Annotated in this window: 20 protein-coding genes and 2 tRNA genes; 8 read left to right on the top strand and 14 right to left on the bottom strand. The window is 45.9% G+C overall.

What is annotated here, in order from left to right; genetic code table 11:
• Window positions 1-18: 18 nt before the first annotated feature.
• Both P8H32_RS09080 and P8H32_RS09075 read right to left on the bottom strand, forming a co-directional pair.
• The gene (locus P8H32_RS09080) at window positions 19-642 is read right to left on the bottom strand and encodes a dUTP diphosphatase (RefSeq protein WP_297292199.1); all 624 of its coding nucleotides are present in this window, start codon (window positions 640-642) and stop codon (window positions 19-21) included.
• A gap of 480 nt (window positions 643-1,122) precedes the next feature.
• Window positions 1,123-1,437 carry a DUF6482 family protein gene (locus P8H32_RS09075; protein ID WP_301089236.1) on the bottom strand — a complete coding sequence of 105 codons (315 nt, stop codon included), beginning with the start codon at window positions 1,435-1,437 and terminating at the stop codon, window positions 1,123-1,125.
• 141 nt (window positions 1,438-1,578) lie between these two features.
• On the opposite strand from P8H32_RS09075, the gene P8H32_RS09070 reads away from it, so the two are divergent.
• Window positions 1,579-1,923 (top strand): thiol-disulfide oxidoreductase DCC family protein, encoded by a 345-nt coding sequence (locus P8H32_RS09070; protein ID WP_301089235.1) that lies wholly within the window; start codon window positions 1,579-1,581, stop codon window positions 1,921-1,923.
• A gap of 115 nt (window positions 1,924-2,038) precedes the next feature.
• On the opposite strand, the gene P8H32_RS09065 is transcribed toward P8H32_RS09070, so the two are convergent.
• Window positions 2,039-2,680, bottom strand: coding sequence for a glutathione S-transferase family protein (locus P8H32_RS09065; protein ID WP_301089234.1), 642 nt, complete (start codon window positions 2,678-2,680; stop codon window positions 2,039-2,041).
• A gap of 295 nt (window positions 2,681-2,975) precedes the next feature.
• Here P8H32_RS09065 and P8H32_RS09060 point away from each other — a divergent pair, with 295 nt between their 5' ends.
• Window positions 2,976-3,614 (top strand): hypothetical protein, encoded by a 639-nt coding sequence (locus P8H32_RS09060; RefSeq protein ID WP_301089233.1) that lies wholly within the window; start codon window positions 2,976-2,978, stop codon window positions 3,612-3,614.
• Here the strand turns inward: P8H32_RS09060 and P8H32_RS09055 are convergent.
• The 3 genes from P8H32_RS09055 to P8H32_RS09045 all read right to left on the bottom strand — a co-directional run bounded on the left by P8H32_RS09055 (window position 3,611) and on the right by P8H32_RS09045 (window position 4,333).
• Entirely contained in the window at window positions 3,611-3,817 is a 207-nt protein-coding gene (locus P8H32_RS09055; RefSeq protein WP_301089232.1) for a hypothetical protein, read from the bottom strand. The two genes, P8H32_RS09060 and P8H32_RS09055, sit on opposite strands and share 4 nt — an antisense overlap.
• 292 nt (window positions 3,818-4,109) lie before the next feature.
• Window positions 4,110-4,186: transfer RNA gene (locus P8H32_RS09050), tRNA-Asp, on the bottom strand.
• 71 nt (window positions 4,187-4,257) lie between these two features.
• A tRNA-Val gene (locus P8H32_RS09045) sits at window positions 4,258-4,333 on the bottom strand.
• Between the two features lie 278 nt (window positions 4,334-4,611).
• Between P8H32_RS09045 and queD the strand changes: the two genes are divergently transcribed.
• Window positions 4,612-4,968, top strand: coding sequence for a 6-carboxytetrahydropterin synthase QueD (queD, locus tag P8H32_RS09040; protein ID WP_297291236.1), 357 nt, complete (start codon window positions 4,612-4,614; stop codon window positions 4,966-4,968).
• A gap of 280 nt (window positions 4,969-5,248) precedes the next feature.
• Here the strand turns inward: queD and P8H32_RS09035 are convergent, their stop codons facing one another.
• A complete protein-coding gene (locus P8H32_RS09035; protein WP_301089231.1) occupies window positions 5,249-5,899 on the bottom strand; it encodes a hypothetical protein in 651 nt (216 codons plus the stop codon).
• A gap of 452 nt (window positions 5,900-6,351) precedes the next feature.
• Between P8H32_RS09035 and P8H32_RS09030 the strand changes: the two genes are divergently transcribed.
• Both P8H32_RS09030 and P8H32_RS09025 read left to right on the top strand, forming a co-directional pair.
• On the top strand, window positions 6,352-7,311 hold the full coding sequence (locus P8H32_RS09030; RefSeq protein ID WP_301089230.1) for a porin: 960 nt from the start codon (window positions 6,352-6,354) through the stop codon (window positions 7,309-7,311).
• A gap of 84 nt (window positions 7,312-7,395) precedes the next feature.
• Window positions 7,396-7,833 carry a hypothetical protein gene (locus P8H32_RS09025; protein ID WP_301089229.1) on the top strand — a complete coding sequence of 146 codons (438 nt, stop codon included), beginning with the start codon at window positions 7,396-7,398 and terminating at the stop codon, window positions 7,831-7,833.
• 66 nt (window positions 7,834-7,899) lie between these two features.
• On the opposite strand, the gene csrA is transcribed toward P8H32_RS09025, so the two are convergent.
• A complete protein-coding gene (gene csrA / locus P8H32_RS09020; protein ID WP_297291232.1) occupies window positions 7,900-8,103 on the bottom strand; it encodes a carbon storage regulator CsrA in 204 nt (67 codons plus the stop codon).
• Window positions 8,104-8,535: 432 nt separating this feature from the next.
• Window positions 8,536-9,441, bottom strand: a complete 906-nt coding sequence (locus P8H32_RS09015) for a diguanylate cyclase (protein ID WP_301089228.1) — start codon at window positions 9,439-9,441, stop codon at window positions 8,536-8,538.
• A gap of 257 nt (window positions 9,442-9,698) precedes the next feature.
• Between P8H32_RS09015 and P8H32_RS09010 the strand changes: the two genes are divergently transcribed.
• Window positions 9,699-11,693, top strand: coding sequence for a TonB-dependent receptor (locus tag P8H32_RS09010; protein ID WP_301089227.1), 1,995 nt, complete (start codon window positions 9,699-9,701; stop codon window positions 11,691-11,693).
• Window positions 11,694-11,888: 195 nt separating this feature from the next.
• Here the strand turns inward: P8H32_RS09010 and P8H32_RS09005 are convergent, their stop codons facing one another.
• On the bottom strand, window positions 11,889-12,899 hold the full coding sequence (locus P8H32_RS09005; protein ID WP_297291229.1) for a tryptophan--tRNA ligase: 1,011 nt from the start codon (window positions 12,897-12,899) through the stop codon (window positions 11,889-11,891).
• Window positions 12,900-13,145: 246 nt separating this feature from the next.
• On the opposite strand from P8H32_RS09005, the gene P8H32_RS09000 reads away from it, so the two are divergent.
• Both P8H32_RS09000 and P8H32_RS08995 read left to right on the top strand, forming a co-directional pair.
• Complete coding sequence (locus P8H32_RS09000) at window positions 13,146-13,685, top strand: hypothetical protein (RefSeq protein ID WP_297291228.1); 540 nt, start codon at window positions 13,146-13,148, stop codon at window positions 13,683-13,685.
• 86 nt (window positions 13,686-13,771) lie between these two features.
• Window positions 13,772-14,212: a VOC family protein gene (locus tag P8H32_RS08995; protein WP_301089226.1), complete on the top strand. Its 441-nt coding sequence runs from the start codon at window positions 13,772-13,774 to the stop codon at window positions 14,210-14,212.
• Window positions 14,213-14,289: 77 nt separating this feature from the next.
• On the opposite strand, the gene P8H32_RS08990 is transcribed toward P8H32_RS08995, so the two are convergent.
• From P8H32_RS08990 to smc, 4 genes are all read right to left on the bottom strand, one after another.
• On the bottom strand, window positions 14,290-14,904 hold the full coding sequence (locus P8H32_RS08990) for a transglycosylase SLT domain-containing protein (RefSeq protein ID WP_301089225.1): 615 nt from the start codon (window positions 14,902-14,904) through the stop codon (window positions 14,290-14,292).
• Window positions 14,905-15,105: 201 nt separating this feature from the next.
• The gene (gene ligA, locus P8H32_RS08985) at window positions 15,106-17,451 is read right to left on the bottom strand and encodes an NAD-dependent DNA ligase LigA (RefSeq protein WP_301089224.1); all 2,346 of its coding nucleotides are present in this window, start codon (window positions 17,449-17,451) and stop codon (window positions 15,106-15,108) included.
• Window positions 17,451-18,335, bottom strand: a complete 885-nt coding sequence (gene zipA / locus P8H32_RS08980; RefSeq protein WP_297293313.1) for a cell division protein ZipA — start codon at window positions 18,333-18,335, stop codon at window positions 17,451-17,453. Before zipA ends, ligA begins: the two co-directional genes overlap by 1 nt.
• Before the next feature lie 113 nt (window positions 18,336-18,448).
• Entirely contained in the window at window positions 18,449-21,955 is a 3,507-nt protein-coding gene (smc, locus tag P8H32_RS08975) for a chromosome segregation protein SMC (protein ID WP_301089223.1), read from the bottom strand.
• Between the last annotated feature and the right edge of the window lie 145 nt (window positions 21,956-22,100).

Below are 22,100 nucleotides of genomic sequence, written 5' to 3'. Positions count from 1 at the left end.
TGGCGGTGTCCACGAACTTTAAGCCGTTACCGACTGATAGCGCTGCTGCAGTGATTGATAGACGACTTCACCGTAGTTCGCAGCGGCGCTATCCAACTCAGCCAAAATTTCTACCAGGTGTTCATTATCTTCACGGCCCTGCCACTGCTTGATATAGCTGCCGTCTTTGTAGCCGTTATCCTGACGGAAGAAGTTCAACACATTCTTGCCCACATACTGACGATACAATTCGTCAAAATCCATCTCTACCGAATTAAGCAAATCCCAAAACAGGGGAACAGAAAAGCTTTTGCTCTCCAGGCTATGCTGGGCCAGCGCTTCGGTGGCTTCGCGAACTCCCTGCCCCTGGTATTGATAGCCAGCCAACTGGCCTTCCATTAACTCAGCGATAGCCTCCTGTGTCTCACCTTCAGTAAATAAAGCGCTCATACCAAAATGCCAGATATCGATCACTTCAAGTTTGACCTGGTCCATATCGGGAGTCTGTTTTTTCCACCATTTATAACCGTAGTGCTCAACCAGTTCGCCACACTCAATCCAGATGGCGCGATACCACTCAAATCGTTGAGTAACCCAGTCAGCATGCACCTTCTGATTCATTTTATCCTGCATGCCTAACATTGTGACAAACGCCTGTTTCATTGAGTCTACCCTGCTAATTTTTATGGTGGCTAATGGCTGGGTAGATTATGCCGCACCATCAACACCATTACCATGCGCATCTCACCCTGCCACTCCCAGGCGCTCTGCCATCACCGGCAAACAGCTAACGGAACACGATCCAAAAGCCTGCCGTGAAATTTTAAACTTTGAATATTAAACTTTTATGCTGATTCAAAAAGCTTATCCACAAATTCTGTGGATAAGTTCGGGGATAAGTTGAAAGAAAACTAGCAAAAGGCCCATTGTTTCAAGCCCTATCATCGATTGATTAAATTTTGACCAGCTATTTAATTCCTTATTTATCAATAGCTTACATTTTTTGTATGCATATACAGTTAAAATGACAAAGAATTGACCTTATGCTTTTTTCCATAAAGTCAAATGTGTATAACGTATCCATAAAGGTTAGTGACCAATGACCTGCAAACTCAATAGCAACGCTTACTTAGTAAATATGGATTACTGTAAGGACGGATAAAGATCAGACGCCAGCGACACCTGCATAGTATTCGGCTGTTGCCGCTGGGGTTGGTTGATCATTTCATCGTAGGCGGATTGGTGACTTAAGGTAAGTGATGATATCGGCATGGCCTTTAGGGCTTCGCGCATATCCATCAGGCTTTTTTTACGCAAGGGTTTGCTATCACCGCCTACAATAAGGCGCTCCTCACCATCAATAACCACCGTAGCCTGATAGCCGACCATATCAATAGAATGAACAATAACCGGTAACTCAGCCTTCCAGAGAAAAAACTCGTCCAATGTAATTTTCATTATTGCTAACCTCTAATTTATTTTACTTACTCGGCTTTTACGTATTAAAACCCTTGGCAGATGAGTTATTGACCACAAACACATCCATAGCCCCTGACAATTCGTAAGGATTTTACAGGTACTCAATTTAAGGCTCTGGAAATGAAACGGGACAAACTTTACTACGACGGCCAATGCCCACTATGCTCAGCAGAAATGGATAAATTGCAGCGACATGCCGCAGGAAAATTGCAGTTGGTCAATATTCATAATATGGAACACCAGGCTGGTATGCCCAGCAAAGAAGCACTACTTACCTTACTGCATTTGCAGCGAGCGGACGGTGGAGTTTTAACAGGCCTGGATGCCAATGTCGCCGCCTGGCAACACACCCGTTTTGGTATTCTATTCCGATGGCTACGCTGGCCACTGATCAAGCCTCTGGCAGATAGTATTTATCGAAGTTGGGCACAACGTCGTTACCGGCGTTTGTATAAAGGAAAATAATTAATTGAGAAGATAAACGATGCCTGAGCCTACACCTGAAAACATTCTCCAAGAAAAAACACTGAAGCAACAATAGCATTTGCCGATTTCATCGTTTGTAAGGTGCGCCGCCTTGTTAGGCAAAGCCCATAATCTTGGCTTCGGCTTCGAGAATAGGCTCCATAATCGGATGCGTTTTTACCCGGTCAATAAAGGCGCTCAGTTGTGGCCAGTGCTGCGTATCGACGGTGTAGTTGGCATAGCTGGCGTTAATGAACGGGCTTACCAGGCTGATGTCGGCCAATTGCAATTCACCAAATAGAAAGTCAGTGGCAGGTACTAGCGTCTCCAGGTGATCGAGAATGGGCGGCAGATCTTTGTCGATTATTTTTTCGACCAGCGCCTCGTCTGGATCTTGTTTAAACACCATGGGGCGCATAAAGCGCTGGAAAAATATACCCGTGGCCAGTTCAGTTACGCGACTGCCCGCCAGTTCTTCTATCCAGCGCGCTTTGGCTTTGTCGGCGTGGTTGGTTGGGTAGACATTGATCTCAGGATGGGTGTCTTCCAGATATTCACAGATGACTGTGGAGTCGCACAGAGTGATGTCGCCATCTTGCAGCGCGGGTATCTTGCCCAGCGGGCTGATTTTATTGAACTCAGCATCTCTGGCGAATGGCATTTGTTGCTTTTGTTCGAATGGCAGTTGTTTCATCGCCAATACAGTAATGACTTTTCTAACATAGGGTGAGGCGGATACGCCATGCAGTATGATCATCGTAGCTCTCTATACTCTCTTTTTTAAGCTTCAAAAAAATTCAAGACTATACAGGTACATCAATACCTTTGGCCATAACCAGTTGATGTGAAGATAAATAACCCCAATTATGATAATTAATGACCTTCCTACTAAGGCGTTTGGTATTTAATATAGCGGCTTAGGCTATCTATCACATTCGTAATGATATTCTTGATACCCTGCTATTGGATCAAAACCATGATTATGAATCACCAAAGACTTTGTATCGGTTTATAAATAGTCTTGGGCACTGGATTAATTGAGGAAGTAAATAATGATTGTATCTTTTTGGGTCTTGTTGGCAGCGTTATATATTGCATTTGTTTTATGGTATTACAATTGGTCTGGACCTATAAAGGCTCATGAAATAGAAGACTTAATAAATACAGTTAGAGAAACTCAAGGTTCACTGCATACCAGTATAGATGTGTTAGTAGAGTTTATGAAAAATGATGATGGCAAAGAGTTTGTCATGCAGAATTTAATACGAGTGAAAAAGGGAGAGATTGATAACCCTGTAACGGGTGAGAAAACACATGCTGCAGCATTATTGCAAAAATACAGCGGTCCTTTTATGAAAGCATTATTCTTTCGCGGTGGTCACCCTGTTTCAATTTCTCGCAAAGTGGGCGGCTACATTGATAGCTGGGGGAAGTATCCTGATAATGATTATGCCGATGAAGGTTGGCATATTGCGTCTATGATGCGTTATAGAAGTCGACGCGATCTGATTGAGTTGGTAACGGATCCAAAGTTTGACAATATTCACATCTACAAAACTACCGCGATTGAGAAAACGATTAGCTTTCCAGTTCAAATACAAATGTCTTTTTTTATGAGGCCTGGCGCCTACGCTCCCCTTGGATTGTTGTTTGTGGGTATGCTTATTCAGCTGGTGGCGCTTTCGATTTAGTAACTATTCGGCGTCCCACAGAACTTACTTGGAGCCATCTTATTCCAGCGAATAAAGGCCCGACGGGAATTGGTCATTTCGGTACAACCCAGCAAATGAGCGATATCCTCGACGGAAATTTCAGTTTCCGTCAGGTACTTCTTTGCCAGCACATTTTTCACTTCATCGCAGATAATTCTAAATCCCAGACTTTGTACCAGCACTACCGGAGTGGCTGACTCATCGTCTGGACAGCGAGGTAACCAGCAATAAGGACTTTATGTTAATTACGGATAGCCATTTCTCTCGTGGGCAGCGCTATGTGAATTACCAGTCCCGCAATGGCATCGACTACGACGATCTCATTGATCACCTATTAGAACAGACGCATTCAAAAACACGTAATGATTAATGACGGGAACGGCGTTGAAAGCCTGAATCGACGGTGGATAAAAAACAGAAATGGTCCCAAACGGGCTTGGAAAATAAAAAAGATAAGGGAATCAAACAGATAAATGGCGGACCGGACGAGACTCGAACTCGCGACCTCCGGCGTGACAGGCCGGCATTCTAACCAACTGAACTACCGGTCCGCATAACCGGCGGCTGCTAATGTTAACTCAGCTTGTCAGGGCTGAAGCAGCTTAAAAGGACGATCCGAAAGTGGTGGGTGATGACGGGATCGAACCGCCGACCCTCGCCTTGTAAGGGCGATGCTCTCCCAGCTGAGCTAATCACCCCTCTCGAACGTGGGCGCATTCTACAGTAATGGCCTTTCTTGTCAAACCCCTAAATAGAAAAATTATAAGTTTTTTTAAAACTGAACTAATTGTTTGTTTTATAGGTACTTTTTAAGTAAATACAGATGAAAAATTAGCCCAATTTCCACGCCTTTATGCACAAAAAATAATCGTGAAATTTTACCGTCTAACGATATGGATCAGGTGCTGTACAGCTCTTTGCAGGATGATTACACTTACGCCGCACCCGCACATCTAACCACACTAATAGGGTAACCATGGAAATATATAAAGAATTTACTTTTGAAGCTGCCCACCGTTTACCTAATGTACCCGAAGGGCATAAATGTGCACGGCTGCATGGTCACTCCTTTTATGTTCGCGTTTATGTCGCAGGCGATGTAGAACCGCAAACAGGATGGGTAATGGATTTTTATGAACTGAAAGTGGCCTTTAAACCGATCCTTGAACGGCTGGACCACTACTACCTGAACGATATTCCCGGCCTGGAAAACCCGACCAGCGAAAATCTGAGTCGCTGGATATGGCAGGAGCTTAAGCCCAGCCTGCCCTTGCTGAGTAAAATAGAAGTTAAAGAAACCTGTACCAGTGGTTGTATTTACACTGGCAGATAAGCCGCAATGCGTTTACTTTTCAGGTGAGCGCCCAAGATAAATTCCCCATTACCAATAAAAAACTTATTCACACACTTGTTTTTTATACTTGGAAAGAGTAATGATTAGTAAGAAGTGTAAAAATTACTTTAACTTAATATCATAACATATTGATTTAAAAGGAATTAAGGCTATATGACTATTTTTTATACAATTTAAGTAGCCCATCGCCAGTTGTGCGTTAGCGCTCAAACTGAACATCTTATCCACCAAGTTATCCACAGCATCTGTGGACAAAAAACTAAGGTAAATCGAAGCCTGCAGAAATAAGTGAAAGATAATCGATCATTTCTTCACTGCTGTTAAAAGGCTTTCTTTTTAGTACTTGCCAGTCGGCGCTGGCATTATCTGAGGGCAGGATAATAGACATGATTTCTGAGGTGGAAATAAATACACCGTGCATACCGGAAACTGGCGCAAAGTCCGGCGCAACGACCACATCAAATCGTGGTACTCCGCGACGGTGATGAACCTGGCCAAAAGGCAAGGTGCGAGAATCTGAAAGACTGTTGTAAACCATGCCTGCCCTGCCATCCAAACCTTCCACAGCTAAAGCAGCCATAATTTCATCTTTGTTACCAAAAGGTGCCTCTGTGCTGGCAGAGCCGTCAGCAGCTTCCAGCTCGGCCATATCCATATCATCTAAAGGCGGCAGATCGTCCAATGAATCAAAACTCTCATTGCTACCGGAGGAACCGTCTATTGGCTTGCTGGCATATTTATCCAGAGACTCATCCAAACGCTTTCCAGATATCTGTAAAGACTTCAAAGCCCCTTTAAGCTTTTTCACCTCGGCAACATCATGGTTGAGGACTTTGTTAAAATCGATACTCTTGGTGGCCGACAATAGAGCATCTGCATTTTCTAGCACAACATCTGAAAGACGATTCACAATTTCTCCACGGGGCTCACAGGGTTTATAGAAGCGGCAAAACGCTTGCATAATATATAAAGCACTGGCAAAAAACATAGACGGTAATCCGCTTAAACACCAGCCACAACACCCAAAGATCAGGCCTTATCCGCTTTTACGCTGTAACAAATCGTTAAAAATTCGATCAAAAAACAATCAGCTCAACCCTGCCTGAGTATGACTTTACTATAATTTTTAATAAGTGCTTACGCTAACCCATTGATTAAAAATAAAATAATAATTGCTAAATTTATATTTCATCTATACTTAGAAGGATTTTATTTTTATGACTTGACTGTCATATTTATGAAACATCTATGCTCCACAATCGCCTTATTCAAAACCTACAGGGGTGTCGGTTTTGGAATGATGTTGAGTATAGTGCGCGAGATTCGCTCGCTATAATAAATAAACTTTTGGGAGACAACCTGATGAATTATAAATTATTACCTGCTGCAATCGCTGCCGCTTCTGTTATGGCTTCTTCAGCTTATGCTGGCGATATTACGGTTTACGGCAAAGTTAACGTTAGTTTAAACACTGTTGACTACGAAACTAATGGCGACGATCAATGGGAGCTTTCAAGTAATGCTTCACGTGTCGGAGTCAAAGGTTCCATTGCGATCAATGATAATTTAAAAGCTATCTACAAAGCAGAATATCAAATTTCTGTTGATGGTGATGATGATGAATTTTCACAGCGTAATATCTATGGCGGTTTTCAAGGCAACTGGGGAACCCTTTTAGCAGGTAAACACGATACGCCTACAAAAATGGCCCAGGGCAAAGTTGACCGCTTTAATGATCTGGACAATGGTGATATTAAAAATATCTTCGCAGGTGAAAACCGCGTCAACAATATCATCATGTACAAAACACCTAATATGAACGGTTTTTCCGTTACAGCTGCAGTGATACCAGGTGAAGGATCTGACGGTGATGACGGTGTTGCCGATGGTACCTCTATCGCCCTGTCTTATAAAAACGAGACGTTCTCTGTTGCTTTGGCGAATGACAGCGATGTTGGCAAGGATGGTGAAAGGGCTGATATCACTCGCCTGGTAGCTGAAATAAAGGTTGGCGATGGTAAAATTGGCGCCCTTATTCAAGATGGTGAGTCTTCCGATAGTAATGATGACATCGAGCAAGATGGCTATCTTATCAGCGGTGAATACCCCGTAGGCAGCTATGTGTTTAAAGCACAATATGGCACTAGTGACACTGAAGAGTTAGGCGTTGATCTGGAAGCGACTCAAATCGCCTTGGGTGTGGACTACAAACTAAATAAGAGCTCAAAGCTTTTCGGTTATTACTCCAACATTGAATATGATGAAGCTGGCGCTGCTGCAGAAGATGATATCGTAGGCATTGGTTACGAAATTAAGTTCTAATGCAAATGCTTCTATAGCATTTACCTGCACTAGTCATCAGGGGCACCAGGCTCCTGATGACCATTTTCCTACCAGAGAAATACCATGTACCGTCTTCCCCCATATCTATTAATTCTTTTGATGAGTCTTGTTTACGCCAACCCTGTTATCGCAGACTTTGACGTGGACGATGCTGACTCTCTGGATTTTGAAGCATTCCACCGTGATAAAAACCCAGACAAGAAAACCTGGGAAAAAAAATCAATCACAACAAGCACCAACAAAGCCAAAACCGATGCTTTGCCACTGTCAGAAAAAGAAGAGCATCAATCAAGCGATAGCAACACAGGACGAGAGTATCAGGTACGAGAGCGGTACAGCCTGAAACGCAGTACGGAAACACCCTACTCCGCCTTTTATGTCATCGAAGCACTGCATAAACAGATGGCAAGTTTATGCCCCAAAGGCTGGGAAAAAATCAAGGAATGGAGTAAACCCGTTGAAAAGGATTTTTACTTATATTATGAATTACGCTGCTTATAGGCTGCTGGCAAACCCCAACCGCTTGAGAGCTAAAGTATTGAGATAGATCAGTGAGGGGAAACGTAATTATACGTTTCCGTTCGCCTCACCCTTGGCAGCACCATTTTTTTCAAGCTGGATACGGTTGTAGATCTCTTCTCGATGAACTTGAACTTCCTTTGGCGCATCAATACCGATTCTTACCTGATTGCCTTTTACACCCAATACCGAGATGGTTACATCATCTCCAATAATCAGATTCTCACCAATTCTACGTGTTAAAATTAACATATTGCTTCTCAGTTTTTTGTGTGCACTTTGACGTGCACAATCATTATCATATTATATTGGGCCGCCTTCTAACGGCCCTGTGACTATTCTTTCATGCCAATCACAAGCAATGCAACTTAATTTTTTCAAAGGTTGCAATTCACACAGGTAAAACGGTAGTTTGTCACCCAATTATAAGAAACCCGGCATTGACAGGCGACACTGCCGAAATCACAAAACCCTATTTAGCATTATGAGTATTTGATCATTATCAATGACTTCCGGAGCTGCAACTATGAGGTTGATAACGCTATTTACTCACACTTTCAACTGAAGTGTTCTAATGGTAGTACTGCTGATATCAGCATCTGGGACAACCATGAAAGGTGGTGCGTAGGTAAAAGTAGGCAAAAGTAGCCAGGAACTGATAATTTATAATTAGGGAATAGCAGACTACAGCGAGACGCCCTGGGTCTGGTTGCCACCATCGTGTTGCGAGCGATAAAGCATTTCCTGCGCCTCATCCATTAAGTCCTGGTAACGCTTGTCACGGGAAGGTTCAATAGTAGCAACCCCCGCACTCACCGTTAAAACATCTGCCACGGTTGAAGTGGGATGGGGAATCCCCAGAGCGGCTACAGCCTCCACCATACGTTCAGCAACATGCAGTGCGTTCTCTAGTTCCAGCGCTGGCAATAACACCATAAACTGATCATTTTGATAGCGGGATACCATATCTGCTGCTCGATTGCTGCTGCTATCCAGTACACGGGCAATACGCTTTAAGGCATCATCACCACTAGCTAAACCGTTCTGGTCGTTATAGGCGGTAAACAGGTCAATATCGATACTGATCAGCGACAGGGGATAAAATTCACGCAAGCTACGGCGCCACTCTATATCCAGATACTCATCCAACCGCTGCTTGCTGGCCAGGGCCGTTAGCGGATCAAGGGAGGCTATATCAGTAAGCAACCTGGTTTTATGCTGTAACTCCAGCAGTGTATTTAAATGCCTTTCAACCACTTCAACCGAGCTACCCTGGGTGATCACATCAACAGCACCCATATGCAGCCATTTTGCCGCATCCTGACTATCACCCAGCATAACCACTATCGGCATGTGTCTGGTTTCATGATCTGTTTTTAACCATAAACAGGTCTCGTGGGCACTGTCCCCAATGCTGCCAACATCCATTAACAGCAGGTCAATACCCTCATTTTCTGTGGTGACGTCAATCACCTGATCTGCATTGCTGGCATGCGCCAGTGTCAACGATGACTGTAAATGCCGGCACAGCGGAGAATCTAAAACAACCTTCGAACCAATGACCAAAAGTGTTGGTGTGTCAGAGGACATGTCTACACCCTTTATATTGTTTCTAAACACTAAAACACTGAATATTTAATTTATTAAACTTAGATTAAAAAACTACTGGATTCAAATACATTTACGATGGCATTGGCTATAATGTGCAGCCGTTGGCTTCTTTTAACTCATAAAGACTATCAATACATATGTTAAAGCTCGATACCAGCACTAGCCTGGCTGTTTTACTGATAACAAACCTTGCCCTACCCCTCCACGCTGAGACCAAAAACAGTATAGAAACAACTATGGAAACAACCATAGTCACGGCCACGCGCACCCAGCAAAACCTGACAGATAGCGCTGCCAGTTTATCAGTGATTTCCGGGGAAGAGCTGCTGCAAATATCAGCCGTACATATCAATGAAACCCTGGCCCGTGTGCCCGGTGTATGGATCAGTCGAGGCAACGGCCAGGAGCACCTGACCGCCATTCGCTCACCGGTCTTAACTGGCGCTGGTAGCTGCGGTGCTTTTACTGTTGCAGAGGATGGCGTGCCCGTTCGCGCCACCGGTTTTTGTAATGTAAACCAACTGTTTGATATTAATACCGAACAGGCCCAACGGATTGAAGTATTGCGCGGCCCCGGCACAGTTTTGCATGGCTCAGACGCCCTGCACGGTGTCATCAATGTTATCAGCCAGCCAGCTGTTGCCGCCCAGCAACAACTCAATATTGAAGCTGGCTCCAATGATTATTACCGAATAAAATTCAGCCAAAGTAACCGCTCAGGCCAGCACGGCTACCGGCTAAACCTTAACGGCGCCCACGATGGTGGCTATAAGGATGATTCCGGTTTTGACCAACAGAAAATGACTGCACGGCATGATTACAACGCTGATAAGCTGAAGATCAATACCCTGCTAAGTATCAGCAACCTCAACCAGGAAACCGCCGGCTTTGTTGCGGGGACAGACGCTTATAAAGACAGTGACCGCCGCCGGGAAAACCCCAACCCGGAAGCCTACCGCGACAGCCAGTCACTAAGACTGCAAACTTCGATTGAAAAATCACTCAACAACGGCGGCGTATTTATTATTACGCCCTACGCCCGCTATACCGATATGGAATTCTTAATGCACTTTTTACCCGGTACGCCGCTGGAAGAAAATAGCCAGAAAAGCGCCGGGGTTCAAAGCAGCTATCAGCGCACCCTGTCAGATACCCTAACCCTGCGCCAGGGTTTTGATGCTGAGTTGACTGATGCTTTTCTCAAGCAATCCCAACAAGGTGGCTTTTCTTCATTCCCCGCAGGCAAACAGTATGACTATGAGGTTGAAGCCATAATGCTGGCCACCTTTATCAGTGCCGATTACAGACTTCAAGCCGATACCGTACTGTCATTTGGCGGGCGTTATGAATATCTGGAATACGACTACGATAACCAGATAATTTCAGGGAATACGGCCGAAGACGGCTCGACCTGTATTAATGGCTTTACCGGTGCAGAAGGCTGTCGCTATACCCGCCCTGAAGACAGTAAGGATGACTTCGATAATATCTCGGCTAACGCCAGCCTGAATCATCAACTCAATCAACAGCTAAACACCTACCTACGCTTTGCCCACGGCTTTAGAGCGCCACAGGCAACGGAAATGTACCGCTTGCAAAACGGCCAGATGGAAGCGGGGCTGGACTCGGAAGAAATTAATAGTATCGAGTGGGGGCTGCGCGGCAGCAGCGAAAGCCTACAATACAGCCTAAGCAGTTTTTATATGAGAAAGACCAATGTGATTTTCCAATCTTCCCAGCGCCTTAATATCGATGATGGCCAGACCGAACATCTGGGGCTGGAATACGAGCTGCTTTGGCAGCTGGGCAAGCAATGGGATTTAAGGGCTTCAGGCACCTTCGCCCGCCATAAATATAGCAGTGATGTTAGCCTGTTTGGCTCCGATGATGATATTAACCTCGACGGCAATGATGTAGATACCGCCCCAAGAAGAATGAGTACGGTTCAGTTAGGATGGCAGCCCACAGTAAACACACGGGCCGAATTAGAGTGGCTGTCTATGGGTAGGTATTACACCGATATCGACAATCTACACAGCTATGAGGGTCATGACCTGATCCATTTGAGAGTACGCCAGCAGCTCAATAATCAAGTCAGTGTGGGCCTGAGAGTCAATAACCTGACCAATGAAGATTATGCCGAAAGGGCTGATTTCTCCAGCTTCTCAGGGGACCGTTACTTTATCGGTGAGCCCCGCTCTTATTACGCCGATATCTCAATAGCGTTTTAAACGGCTTATTTTTGTGTACTAATCCACAAAATCGACACACCCTTGTGGCAGTTCCCGGGATCATTGTTATAGTGGAGTTATAGATTTCAACGTCTCCCCATCTTTTGCTCTCCCCTCGAGTAAAAGACCGCCGCCTCCCAGAGGCGGTTTTTTTTGCCTGCAAAACAGCCATCCGCCCTCGCGGGAATGACGGTTTTATTTGAGAATAGGCGCGATACCCACTGCAGCACGCACTTTCTTTAACAGTGCCGACGCATATTCCCGGGCTCTTTCACCCCCCTTCTGCAATTCCTTCTCAATAAAATCACCGTCCGCCATTAGCTCTTCATAACGCTCACGGGCCGGGCCAATCTCATCGTTAATCAATGCAAACAATTCTTTTTTCGCCTGCCCCCAAGCAATACCGTTAGCAAACTGGTCACGCATATATTGGGTTTGTTGTTCAGTGGCAAAGGCCTGCCAAATTTGAAATACCGTAGAATCTTCAGTGTTTTTAGGCTCACCTGGCTCTAATAAGTTGGTTTTAATTTTATTGATATGCTTTTGCAGCTTTTTCTCGGTTAAGAAAAGCGGGATAGTATTGTTGTAGCTCTTGCTCATCTTGCGACCATCAAGGCCATTTAGCACGGCGACATCGTCACCTACCTCAGCTTCGGGTAATACAAATAAGTCATCAAAGTGGTGATTAAAACGCTGGGCAATATCCCTAGCCATTTCCACATGTTGAATTTGATCTTTACCGACTGGTATTTTTTTACCGTTAAACATTAAAATATCAGCCGCCATTAGCACCGGGTAACTAAATAAACCCATAGTAATCGCTTTGTCTGCATCTTCACCTTCGTCGATATTGGCTTGCGCGGCGGCTTTATAAGCATGGGCACGGTTCATTAAGCCCTTGGCAGTCATGCAGGTTAAAATCCAGCTCAGCTCGGTAATCTCTGGTACATCCGACTGCCGGTAGAAAGTACTGTTATCCGTATCCAAACCTAAGGCCAACCACGTCGCAGCAATTTCCTTAGTGGACTGCCTTACCTGAACGGGATCATGACACTTAATCAAGGCATGGTAATCCGCCAGAAAAAAGAAGGAATCAATATCACTGTGCTTGCTGGCTTCAATCGCCGGCTTAATGGCCCCCACATAATTACCCAAATGAGGAGTGCCTGTAGTGGTAATGCCGGTTAATACGCGTTCTTTAGTCATAACAAAATCTATCAGAGGTTTATAAAAGCGGGCTTATAATACTGGTTAGGCGTTGGCATGGCTACGGATAGTTTGCGCAACACTCAAATTGCAATGGCTAGATATTAGCCATTGCAATGGTTTTTATGTATACTTCGCCGCCGTTAAAGAGCGCGTTAGTTGGTTTACTCTGGTAAGACCTAAGCACTTTCTCACACCAAACTCACACCAAATTTTGAACCTGATGATATTACCGAGGTACCTACCGTGGCGTCAGCCGAACAACTAGAAGCATTGATCAATCTTGAGAGCAATCTTAAGGCCCAGTACGAAAAGAAAATCACCGCCGAGCGCTATAAAACCGAAGAGCAGCTAGAAGCCAAAGCCAAGTTACAGGCGACTATTGCCCAGCAAGCGGCTGAAATTAACCAACTTAAGAGCGGCGGCACAGACATTAAACGTCTTGAGCAAGAAAACCGCGAATTAACCAACCGCTCTGAGAATATCAAAAACGAATTTGACGCTCTGCGCGCTAAAAACAAAGCGGCACAAAAGGAATTAGGCAATCTTAAGTCTGAAGTTAAAGACCTTAAGCAGCTTGATGCCAAGAAGCTGAAAAAGAACCTGGTTGAAACCAAGAAGAAGCTGGAAGAACAGCGTAAAGCTAATGAGCTTCTTAGCAAGAGTAATAAGGAATATAAGCAGGAAAGCTATGAGCATCAAAATACGATTGCTAAGCTAGAAGCCGAGCTTGAAGCATTAAAGCCTGCTGAAGAGGTTGAAGAGAAAGAGCTAGCGGAAGCATAAGCAACGCTCTTTGAATAAAAGGCCCTTATGGGCCTTTTTTATTGGGCGGCTTAAAACCCCCTAGCCTATCTATCTGGAGACGAATAATGCGCTATTTACATACCATGGTACGAGTCAGCAACCTCGAACAATCATTAGAGTTCTATTGTGATCACTTGGGTCTGGTAGAAGTCGCTCGCCAGGATAACGAAGGTGGCCGTTTTAGTTTGATTTTTCTCTGCGCTCCAGAAGATGTAGAAAGCTTTGAGCAGCATAAATCACCCACCATAGAACTGACCTATAACTGGGATGACAATAGCTATGACGGCGGTCGTAACTTTGGTCATTTAGCCTTTAGGGTTAAAAATATTTATGAGACCTGTCAGAAGTTAATGGATGCTGGTGTTACGATTAACCGCCCACCACGCTGTGGCCATATGGCCTTTATTCGTTCACCGGATAATATTTCTATTGAGCTGTTACAAGAAGATGGCTCACTGGAACCAGCGGAGCCCTGGGCATCCATGGAGAATATTGGCGAGTGGTAGAAATCTGCGTCATTACCCCGAAAAACCGTCATTCCCGCGAAGGCGGGAATGACGGGGCTGCGTGGGAGTAACGAGACCTACCAAAATTGCCACCACGGGCCTTTCAGCTCTTCTTCACACTTGGCTAGCTGGGCGGCATAACGCCGGGAGCGGGCCGAAACCTTTTTCGCCACCTTGGTAAGCCAGGGCTTTTTCTTAAAGGTTCGGCGGTTAAACCCACCATGGCCCTCGTGGTAAGCCAGGTATAGGTGGTAGGTATCATTGGTTTTGATACGAGACTGTTTGCGGCTGGTATTGTTATACCAACCTACAAAATCAATCGCGTCCTCAAAGTCATCCCTGTCTGCACCATAGTTGCCGCTGCTGCGCATATACCAGTCCCAGGTACCGTCTTTGGCCTGGGAGTAACCATAGGCACTGGAAGGTCTGGGGCCGGGAATAAAGCCCAGGATTTTTGTACGCGGTGGTTTGGCCTTTTGTTTAAAACGTGATTCCTGGTGCATGATGGCCATCATCACTGGAATGGGGGAATTCCAATTCTCGCGGGCATCCGCGGCGTCATCATACCAATCATCCTTCTCGCGGAAGATTTCGCAGATATTATCCTGGTTTTTGGGAGGGGATACTGTACAACCGGTCGTAAGTAGAGTGACCGCAACTAATAACAGAAAAGCTTGTGATATAAATTTCATAACTACTCATCTAGCCCATTAACGCTTGATAGTCCATTTTACCCTAAGTCATTCCCACAAAAAAAACTTTGTCATTCCCGCGAAGGCGGGAATCCAGCCTGCATGCTTATGCTGTTATTTCCGCTGAAGCGGAAATCTACAGTACTGGATTCCCGCCTTCGCGGGAATGACAGTTTTTTTTGTGGGAGCGATGAGGTATGGTTAAAGGTCATGTTGTTGTAATAAGGCTATCAATGCCGCCTCATCAATCACATCAACACCCAACGCCTGGGCTTTGGTTAATTTTGAGCCTGCACCGGGGCCCGCCACTACACAATCGGTTTTTTTAGAAACACTGCCGGCAACTTTAGCACCTAACTGTTGCAGCTTTGCTTTGGCATCACTACGACCCATGGTTTCCAATGTTCCAGTCACCACATAGATCAAACCATCCAAAGGTAAAGCAGCCACTTCCCGCTGCTCACAACTCCAATGCATACCAAAATCCAGCAACTGCTGCTCTAAAGAATGAGCTTTAGTGCGATTATCTTCGCTAGTAAAGAACTCGGCAACGCTCTCGGCAGCTTTGGCACTAACTTTATCAATATCAGCCAAGCTATCGGCAGAGGCATCCATCAATGGCGCCAGCTCATTAAAATGCTTAGCTAAATTTTCAGCAGTAGTAGGCCCAACACCGGGAATATTAAAACGACCAATAGATTCAGCCATGGTAATGGCGCCCTGGTATTTGGCGCCGATATCACCAGCATCGCTGGCATTCACACCGACGGCAATCAGGTCATCAATCACCGCCGCATTATGTGAATCCGCAAAAAAGCCGGTAATCTCATTGGCCACTTCACGGCCTACATCGGGCAAGTGAACTAACAACTCCGGTAAGGCCCGGCGAATTTTATCGATGCTGCCAAAGGCTTCTGCCAAAACTTTCGCGGTTTCTTCACCGACATCGGGAATGCCCAAGGCAAAAACCAGCTTACTTAAAGGTACGGTTTTTCTATCGGCAATGGCTGCCAGTAAATTTTTTGCGGACAGTTCTGCAAAACCTTCCAGCTCATGTAAATCTTCAAACTTCAGTTTGTATAAATCGGCAGGGCTTTTAACCAAACCCTCACCCACTAACTGCTCAACAATTTTTTCCCCAAGACCGTCAATATCCAAGGCCTTGCGGGACGCATAATGAATAATCGCCTGGTTTAACTGCGCCTGACACACTAAACGGCCGACGCAACGATAGGCAGCGCCCTCTTCCTCGGTGCGTCCACCTTTGTTGTATTTAACGATTTTGACTCGCTCAACATCGGAATCACAGACCGGGCAGCGCTCAGGGAATTGAATATCAATAACATCATCGCCGCGGCGCTCCAATACCACTTTGGCCACCTGGGGAATCACATCACCCGCCCGGCGCACCACAACGGTATCGTTAACCTTAACGCCAAGTCGTTTAATTTCATCGCGGTTATGCAAGGTGGCATTACTGACAGTAACCCCACCGACAAAAACCGGCTCTAAGCGGGCAACTGGCGTAATAGCTCCGGTTCTACCCACCTGAAAATCAACACCTAACAGTTTAGTAATTTCTTCTTCAGCGGGGAATTTATGGGCGATAGCCCAGCGTGGCCCTTTGGCGGTAAAACCTAATTGTTGCTGCAAATCCAGGTTATCCACTTTATAAACAATACCATCAATGTCATAAGGCAGACTGTTGCGCTTAGCTAATAGATAGTCATGATATTCAAGACAGCCATTAACATTATCAACTACACGCATTTCACTATTGATGCGAAAACCCCATTGCTGTAATTGCTCCAGTATGGCGCTGTGATCATTTGGCAGGTCACCGCCCTCGACTAAACCCACGCTATAACAACACATCTCTAGCGGACGCTCGGCAGTTATACGAGCATCTAACATGCGCAAACTTCCTGCCGCTGCGTTACGAGGGTTTACAAAGGTTTTTTCATCATTGGCGCGGGCGCGTTCATTCAGCTTGTCAAAGCCTTTTTTCGGCATATAGATTTCGCCGCGCACTTCGATCACATCCGGGTATCCCTCACCCATTAGCGTTAATGGGATGGATTTTATGGTTCTGACATTATGGGTAATATCTTCGCCCACTGAACCGTCACCACGGGTTGCACCACGTTCCAGCTTGCCATTTCTGTATAGAAGGCTGACAGCCGCACCATCTAACTTGGGCTCACAGACCAAACGAAAGCCGGTATCACTATCTAAACGCTCTGTAATACGCCGATCGAAGTCTAACAATTCTTCTGTGTTGAAGACATTATCCAGTGACAGCATGGGTACTTCATGCTGAATTTGATTAAAGCCTTCCAAGGGCTCAGCACCCACTCGCTGTGTCGGTGACTCGGGATTAACCGCCTCGGGGTATTTCGCTTCAATAGCCTGCAAATCACGCATCAGGCGATCATATTCCGCATCGGGAACTGATGGATCATCCAGGGCGTAATAACGGTAGTTATGTTGGTTAATAACGGCGCGCAGCTCCTCGAGCTGCTGGGTAATCTCAAAAGGTAAGGACATTAGGCGTGGGTTAGCTGGCGTCGCTCAAAATCACGCAAGCGCTGGCGGCAATGCTCCAGAGTTTGATTAGTCATGGCGCTGCGAGATTCATCCAGCATTTCACCATTAAGATTGCTGACCAGGCACTGGGCGGTTTCTACCATGCACTCAAAGGCTTTTATAGCGTCTTCAGGACCTGGCACACTCATAAAGAAACACACACCGGGCGTAGAAAAATCGTCAATGGCATCAAGGTCAAAATAACCGGGCTCAACGCTATTAGCCATACTAAATTGTACGGGACCTTTGCCGTTGGATTGCTCGTGGCGATGGAAAATATTCATATCGCCAAAGCGTAAATCGCAGGCCAATAAAATATGCAATAAGTCAGGGCCTTTAAAGGGCTCATCTTTAGCAACAATATTAATCACTACAACTTCTTGCTCGCCGGTTTGAGGCTCAGTGGTTTTCTCTTGAAGTTCTGGTGCTTTTTCTTCAACAGGTTCAGCTTCAGCAACAAGCTCTTCAGGCTCAGGCTCGGTAACCATCGGCTCAGTGATAATGTCTTCTTCCGCGACTGGTGGTTCTGCTGCCACCGAGTCCATTAACATAGGTACTGATTTCCCAAGGTCAATGTTGCCATTTTCAGCGGGGGGAATATCTTCCATTAACACATCGTGAAAGGAAGCACCGTCAGTACCTCGACCCACGGAGCGGGCTCCACCATTGGGCAGCTCGCTGGAGGATTCTTCACCAGCACCATTTGAATTTAAAAATTGTTTATTGAGCGACATACGAATATTACCTCGTCGCTCATTACGCATACGGCGATAACCATCCAACAGCACTACTATGATAAGCAGCACCCCTACAATAATCATCCAGTCACGAACATTTAATTCCATCGCAGCCTGTTAACCTTTTTGCTTTATCTTGTTGAACATCATTCTTATTATTAGCCCAAATTGTCTATTGTTCAAACTGAGATTTCAAGTTGGCTAATGCGTTCATTGATCATTTACAAAGCCGCCAGTTCAGCAGCCTCATCAACATCTACGGTTACCAGACGAGAAACACCTGGTTCATGCATGGTTACACCCATTAATTGATCGGCCATTTCCATAGCAATCTTGTTATGGGTGATGTAAATAAACTGAACCGATTTAGACATTTCTTTAACCAGACGAGCATAGCGACCCACATTGGCATCATCCAGTGGTGCATCAACCTCATCCAGCATACAGAATGGTGCGGGGTTAAGACGGAAGATTGAGAATACCAGGGCGATGGCGGTTAGCGCTTTTTCACCACCGGATAACAGGTGAATAGTACTGTTACGCTTGCCCGGGGGGCGGGCCATAATCGCAATACCGGTATCGAGTAAATCATCACCCGTCATTTCAAGGTAGGCGGTACCACCACCAAAGACTTTCGGGAATAACTCCTGCAAGCTGCTGTTGACTTGCTCGAAGGTATCTTTAAAGCGCTGGCGAGTTTCTTTATCGATTTTGTGGATTGCGTTTTCCAGCGTACTGAGCGCTTCTTCCAAATCATCATTCTGGGCATCTAAATAAGTCTTACGCTCAGACTGTGATTTATACTCATCGATTGCGGCCAGGTTGATGGGGCCAAGGCGAGCTACGCGGCGACCAATACTTTCCAGATTATCATTCCAAACTTTTTCTTCGGCGCCTTCTGGTAGATTTTCCAGTACGGTTTCAAGGTCGTATTGGGTTTCAATCAGCTGTTCTTCTAAAGTACGGCGACGAACCTGCAAGCCCTGCACCTCAACCCGTCCTCTTTCCAAATCACCACGAACGGTTTGTGCCCGAGCCTCAATACTGCTGCGTTTGCTTTCGGATTCACGCAAGCTATGTTCAACCTCGTCAACGCTACGACGAGCTTCTGCCAGCTCTTCTTCTACCACCAGACGCGCTTCTAGCTGGGCTTCCAGTTCCAGCTTCATTGCTTCAATCGGCTCATCGGCACCGGCAATACCTTCCTGCAAGGTAGCGCGGCGGCCTTCTAACTGTTGAACCTGGTTGCGAGTACGTTCGATATTCTGGCTCATTGAATCTAGCTGAGCGCGAAGAGATTGATAACGCATAGCTAACTGATGCGCTGAATCTTTATCGTGGCGGGCACTTTGACGGGCTTGATCTAATACCGTGCGGCATTGATCCCGGCGAGCCAATAAATCTTCACGCTGGGTAGAATCCTGCTCCATACCCTCGATGGCTTCCGATAAAATAATACGAGCTTCGCTCAGGCTTTCTTGCTCTAGTTGAAACTGCTCACGACTTTCATCAATCTCTGAATTGAGACGGTCACGGCGAGAACTAATCTGCTCAACTTTAACTTGCCTGGCGCTTAATTCGGAACGCAATTCATTATGTTTGCTGTTCTGTGATTGTACGGTACGCTGTAATTCTTCACGCTGGCCTTCGAGGTCACGTAGTGATTGACGACAATCGGATAATGATTCATCCAGTGTTTCTACACGCTCTTCAATTTCAGCAATGCTGGCGGTTAACTGTTCCAGCTCTTGCTGACGCTGAAGTACACCGGCTTGCTCATCGGAATCTTTTGCTACTCGTAGCCAGTTAGAGCCCATCCATAAACCCTCTGCGGTTACCACGGATTCATTGGCGGCTAACTTTGAACGCAAGGCTAACGCTGAAGATAAATCAGCGGCGGTATAAATGCCGGCCAATAAACCTTGAGCTTGTTGGCCACTCTCTATTTTACTGGCCAAAGTCTCGGCAATATCGCTACCCGTAAAAACGGCGCTACCATTGTCTAACAGTGTGATACTGCCCTGCTCTAATTTCTCTGCCAGTTCAGCAACAGCATCAATACCATCAACACAGACGGCTTGCAGGTTTTCACCCAATACCGTTTCAACGGCTTTTTCCCAGCCAGCGGTTACTTTTAAGCCTTCCGCTAAACGGGCTTGGCTGTCTAAGCCATTGGATGACAGCCAATCACTGATTGCACCCTGCTGCTGACCTAAAGCGGCTTGCTGCAATGCCTCTAACGACGCATGACGACCACGCTTACTTTGCAGCTCATTTCTGGCCTTATCCAACTCATCACCCAGGGAAGTATTCTTCTCACGGTGCATATTGATTTGTTCAGACTGGTCATCAAGCTTTTGCTGTTGTTCTTCAGCAAATAACTCGGCCTCAGCTAACTGCTCGCTAAGTAATTCAATGTCTTCTTCAACCGGGCCTGCGGTAAGGGTGGATTTCTCTTCTTCCAGCTTTTCAATCCGCTGCTGAACACGCTGCAATAGTTGCTCAATATGCTGAATACGAGACTGCTGTACTTCTGCTTTCTGGCGCGGCTCAAGGGCTTTCTGGTTAAAGTCATCCCACTGCTGCTGCCATTCCTGCATCGCTTCTTCTGCGGACTGTAGCTTTTCAGCGGTCTCTTCTTCAGAGCCCTGGGCCATTTCAAGCTCAGGTTGAATTTCTTCTATCTCAACACTCCAGCGCTCTTGCTTTTCGCTATCGGTGACCAAATGCTCTTTGGACTCTTGATAGCTACGCTCGGTTTGCTGTAAATCTTCTTTTAGCTGACGACTGCGTTCCTGCTGATGCTGAATAGACTGCTCAGCACGGGCGATCTCAGCGCCAACACCGTAGAAACGGGCCTGCACTTCATTGAACTTGTCCATTAAGTCCGTATGCACATCGCGGAATTTCTCAATATCCGCATCAACGGCGCGCTGCTCGGCGATAACGGCTTCCAGCTTCACTTCCAAATCACGGATGGTCTGTTCATGGCCTTTAACCTGAACATCCAGACTCTTCCACTGCAGGGCCTGCAACTGGGCTTTGAGTAAACGCTCTTCTTTTTTCAGCTCGGTATAACGCTCGGCGGCCTGGGCCTGACGCTGCAAGTGTTGGAGTTGGCGCTCTAACTCATCTCTTAAGTCGGTTAAACGCTCAAGGTTTTCAAGGGTACGACGCATGCGGTTTTCCGTTTCGCGGCGGCGCTCTTTGTATTTAGAGATACCGGCGGCTTCTTCAATGAAGACCCGCAGCTCTTCTGGTTTGGATTCGATCAGGCGGGAAATCATACCCTGCTCGATAATCGCATAGCTACGTGGGCCTAAGCCGGTGCCGAGGAAAATATCGGTGATATCGCGGCGACGACATTTGGTGCCGTTGAGATAATATTCAGAAATGGCTTCGCGGGTGACTTTACGGCGAATGGCGATTTCAGCAAAGCGGGCATACTCACCACCGACGGTGCCATCGCTATTATCAAACACTAACTCGATAGAGGCCTGGCCGACAGGCTGGCGGTTAACCGAGCCGTTAAAAATAACGTCGGTCATATTTTCGCCACGCAGGTTTTTGGCGGAGCTTTCACCCATCACCCAACGCACCGCGTCGATAATATTCGATTTACCACAACCGTTAGGGCCGACTACGCAGCCAAGATTGGATGGAAATGACACATTGGTAGGGTCGACGAAGGATTTAAACCCCGCCAGCTTGATACTTTTTAGTCGCATTCTACATTAACTTTGTTATTTAAGTATTTGTATTTATTAGAATAAATAATTCAATAGCGAGCGGGTATTCCATGCCGCCATTTCCCCGAAAAACTCGACGTAGTGTATAGCTTTTAATGGGGTAGGACTACGCCGATTGAGCGGT

This window comes from Oceanicoccus sp., from assembly GCF_029238675.1.
GTDB lineage: Bacteria > Pseudomonadota > Gammaproteobacteria > Pseudomonadales > Dasaniaceae > Oceanicoccus.
Note: the sequence above shows the minus strand (reverse complement) of the source record. Positions and strands in the feature narration are given on the sequence as shown.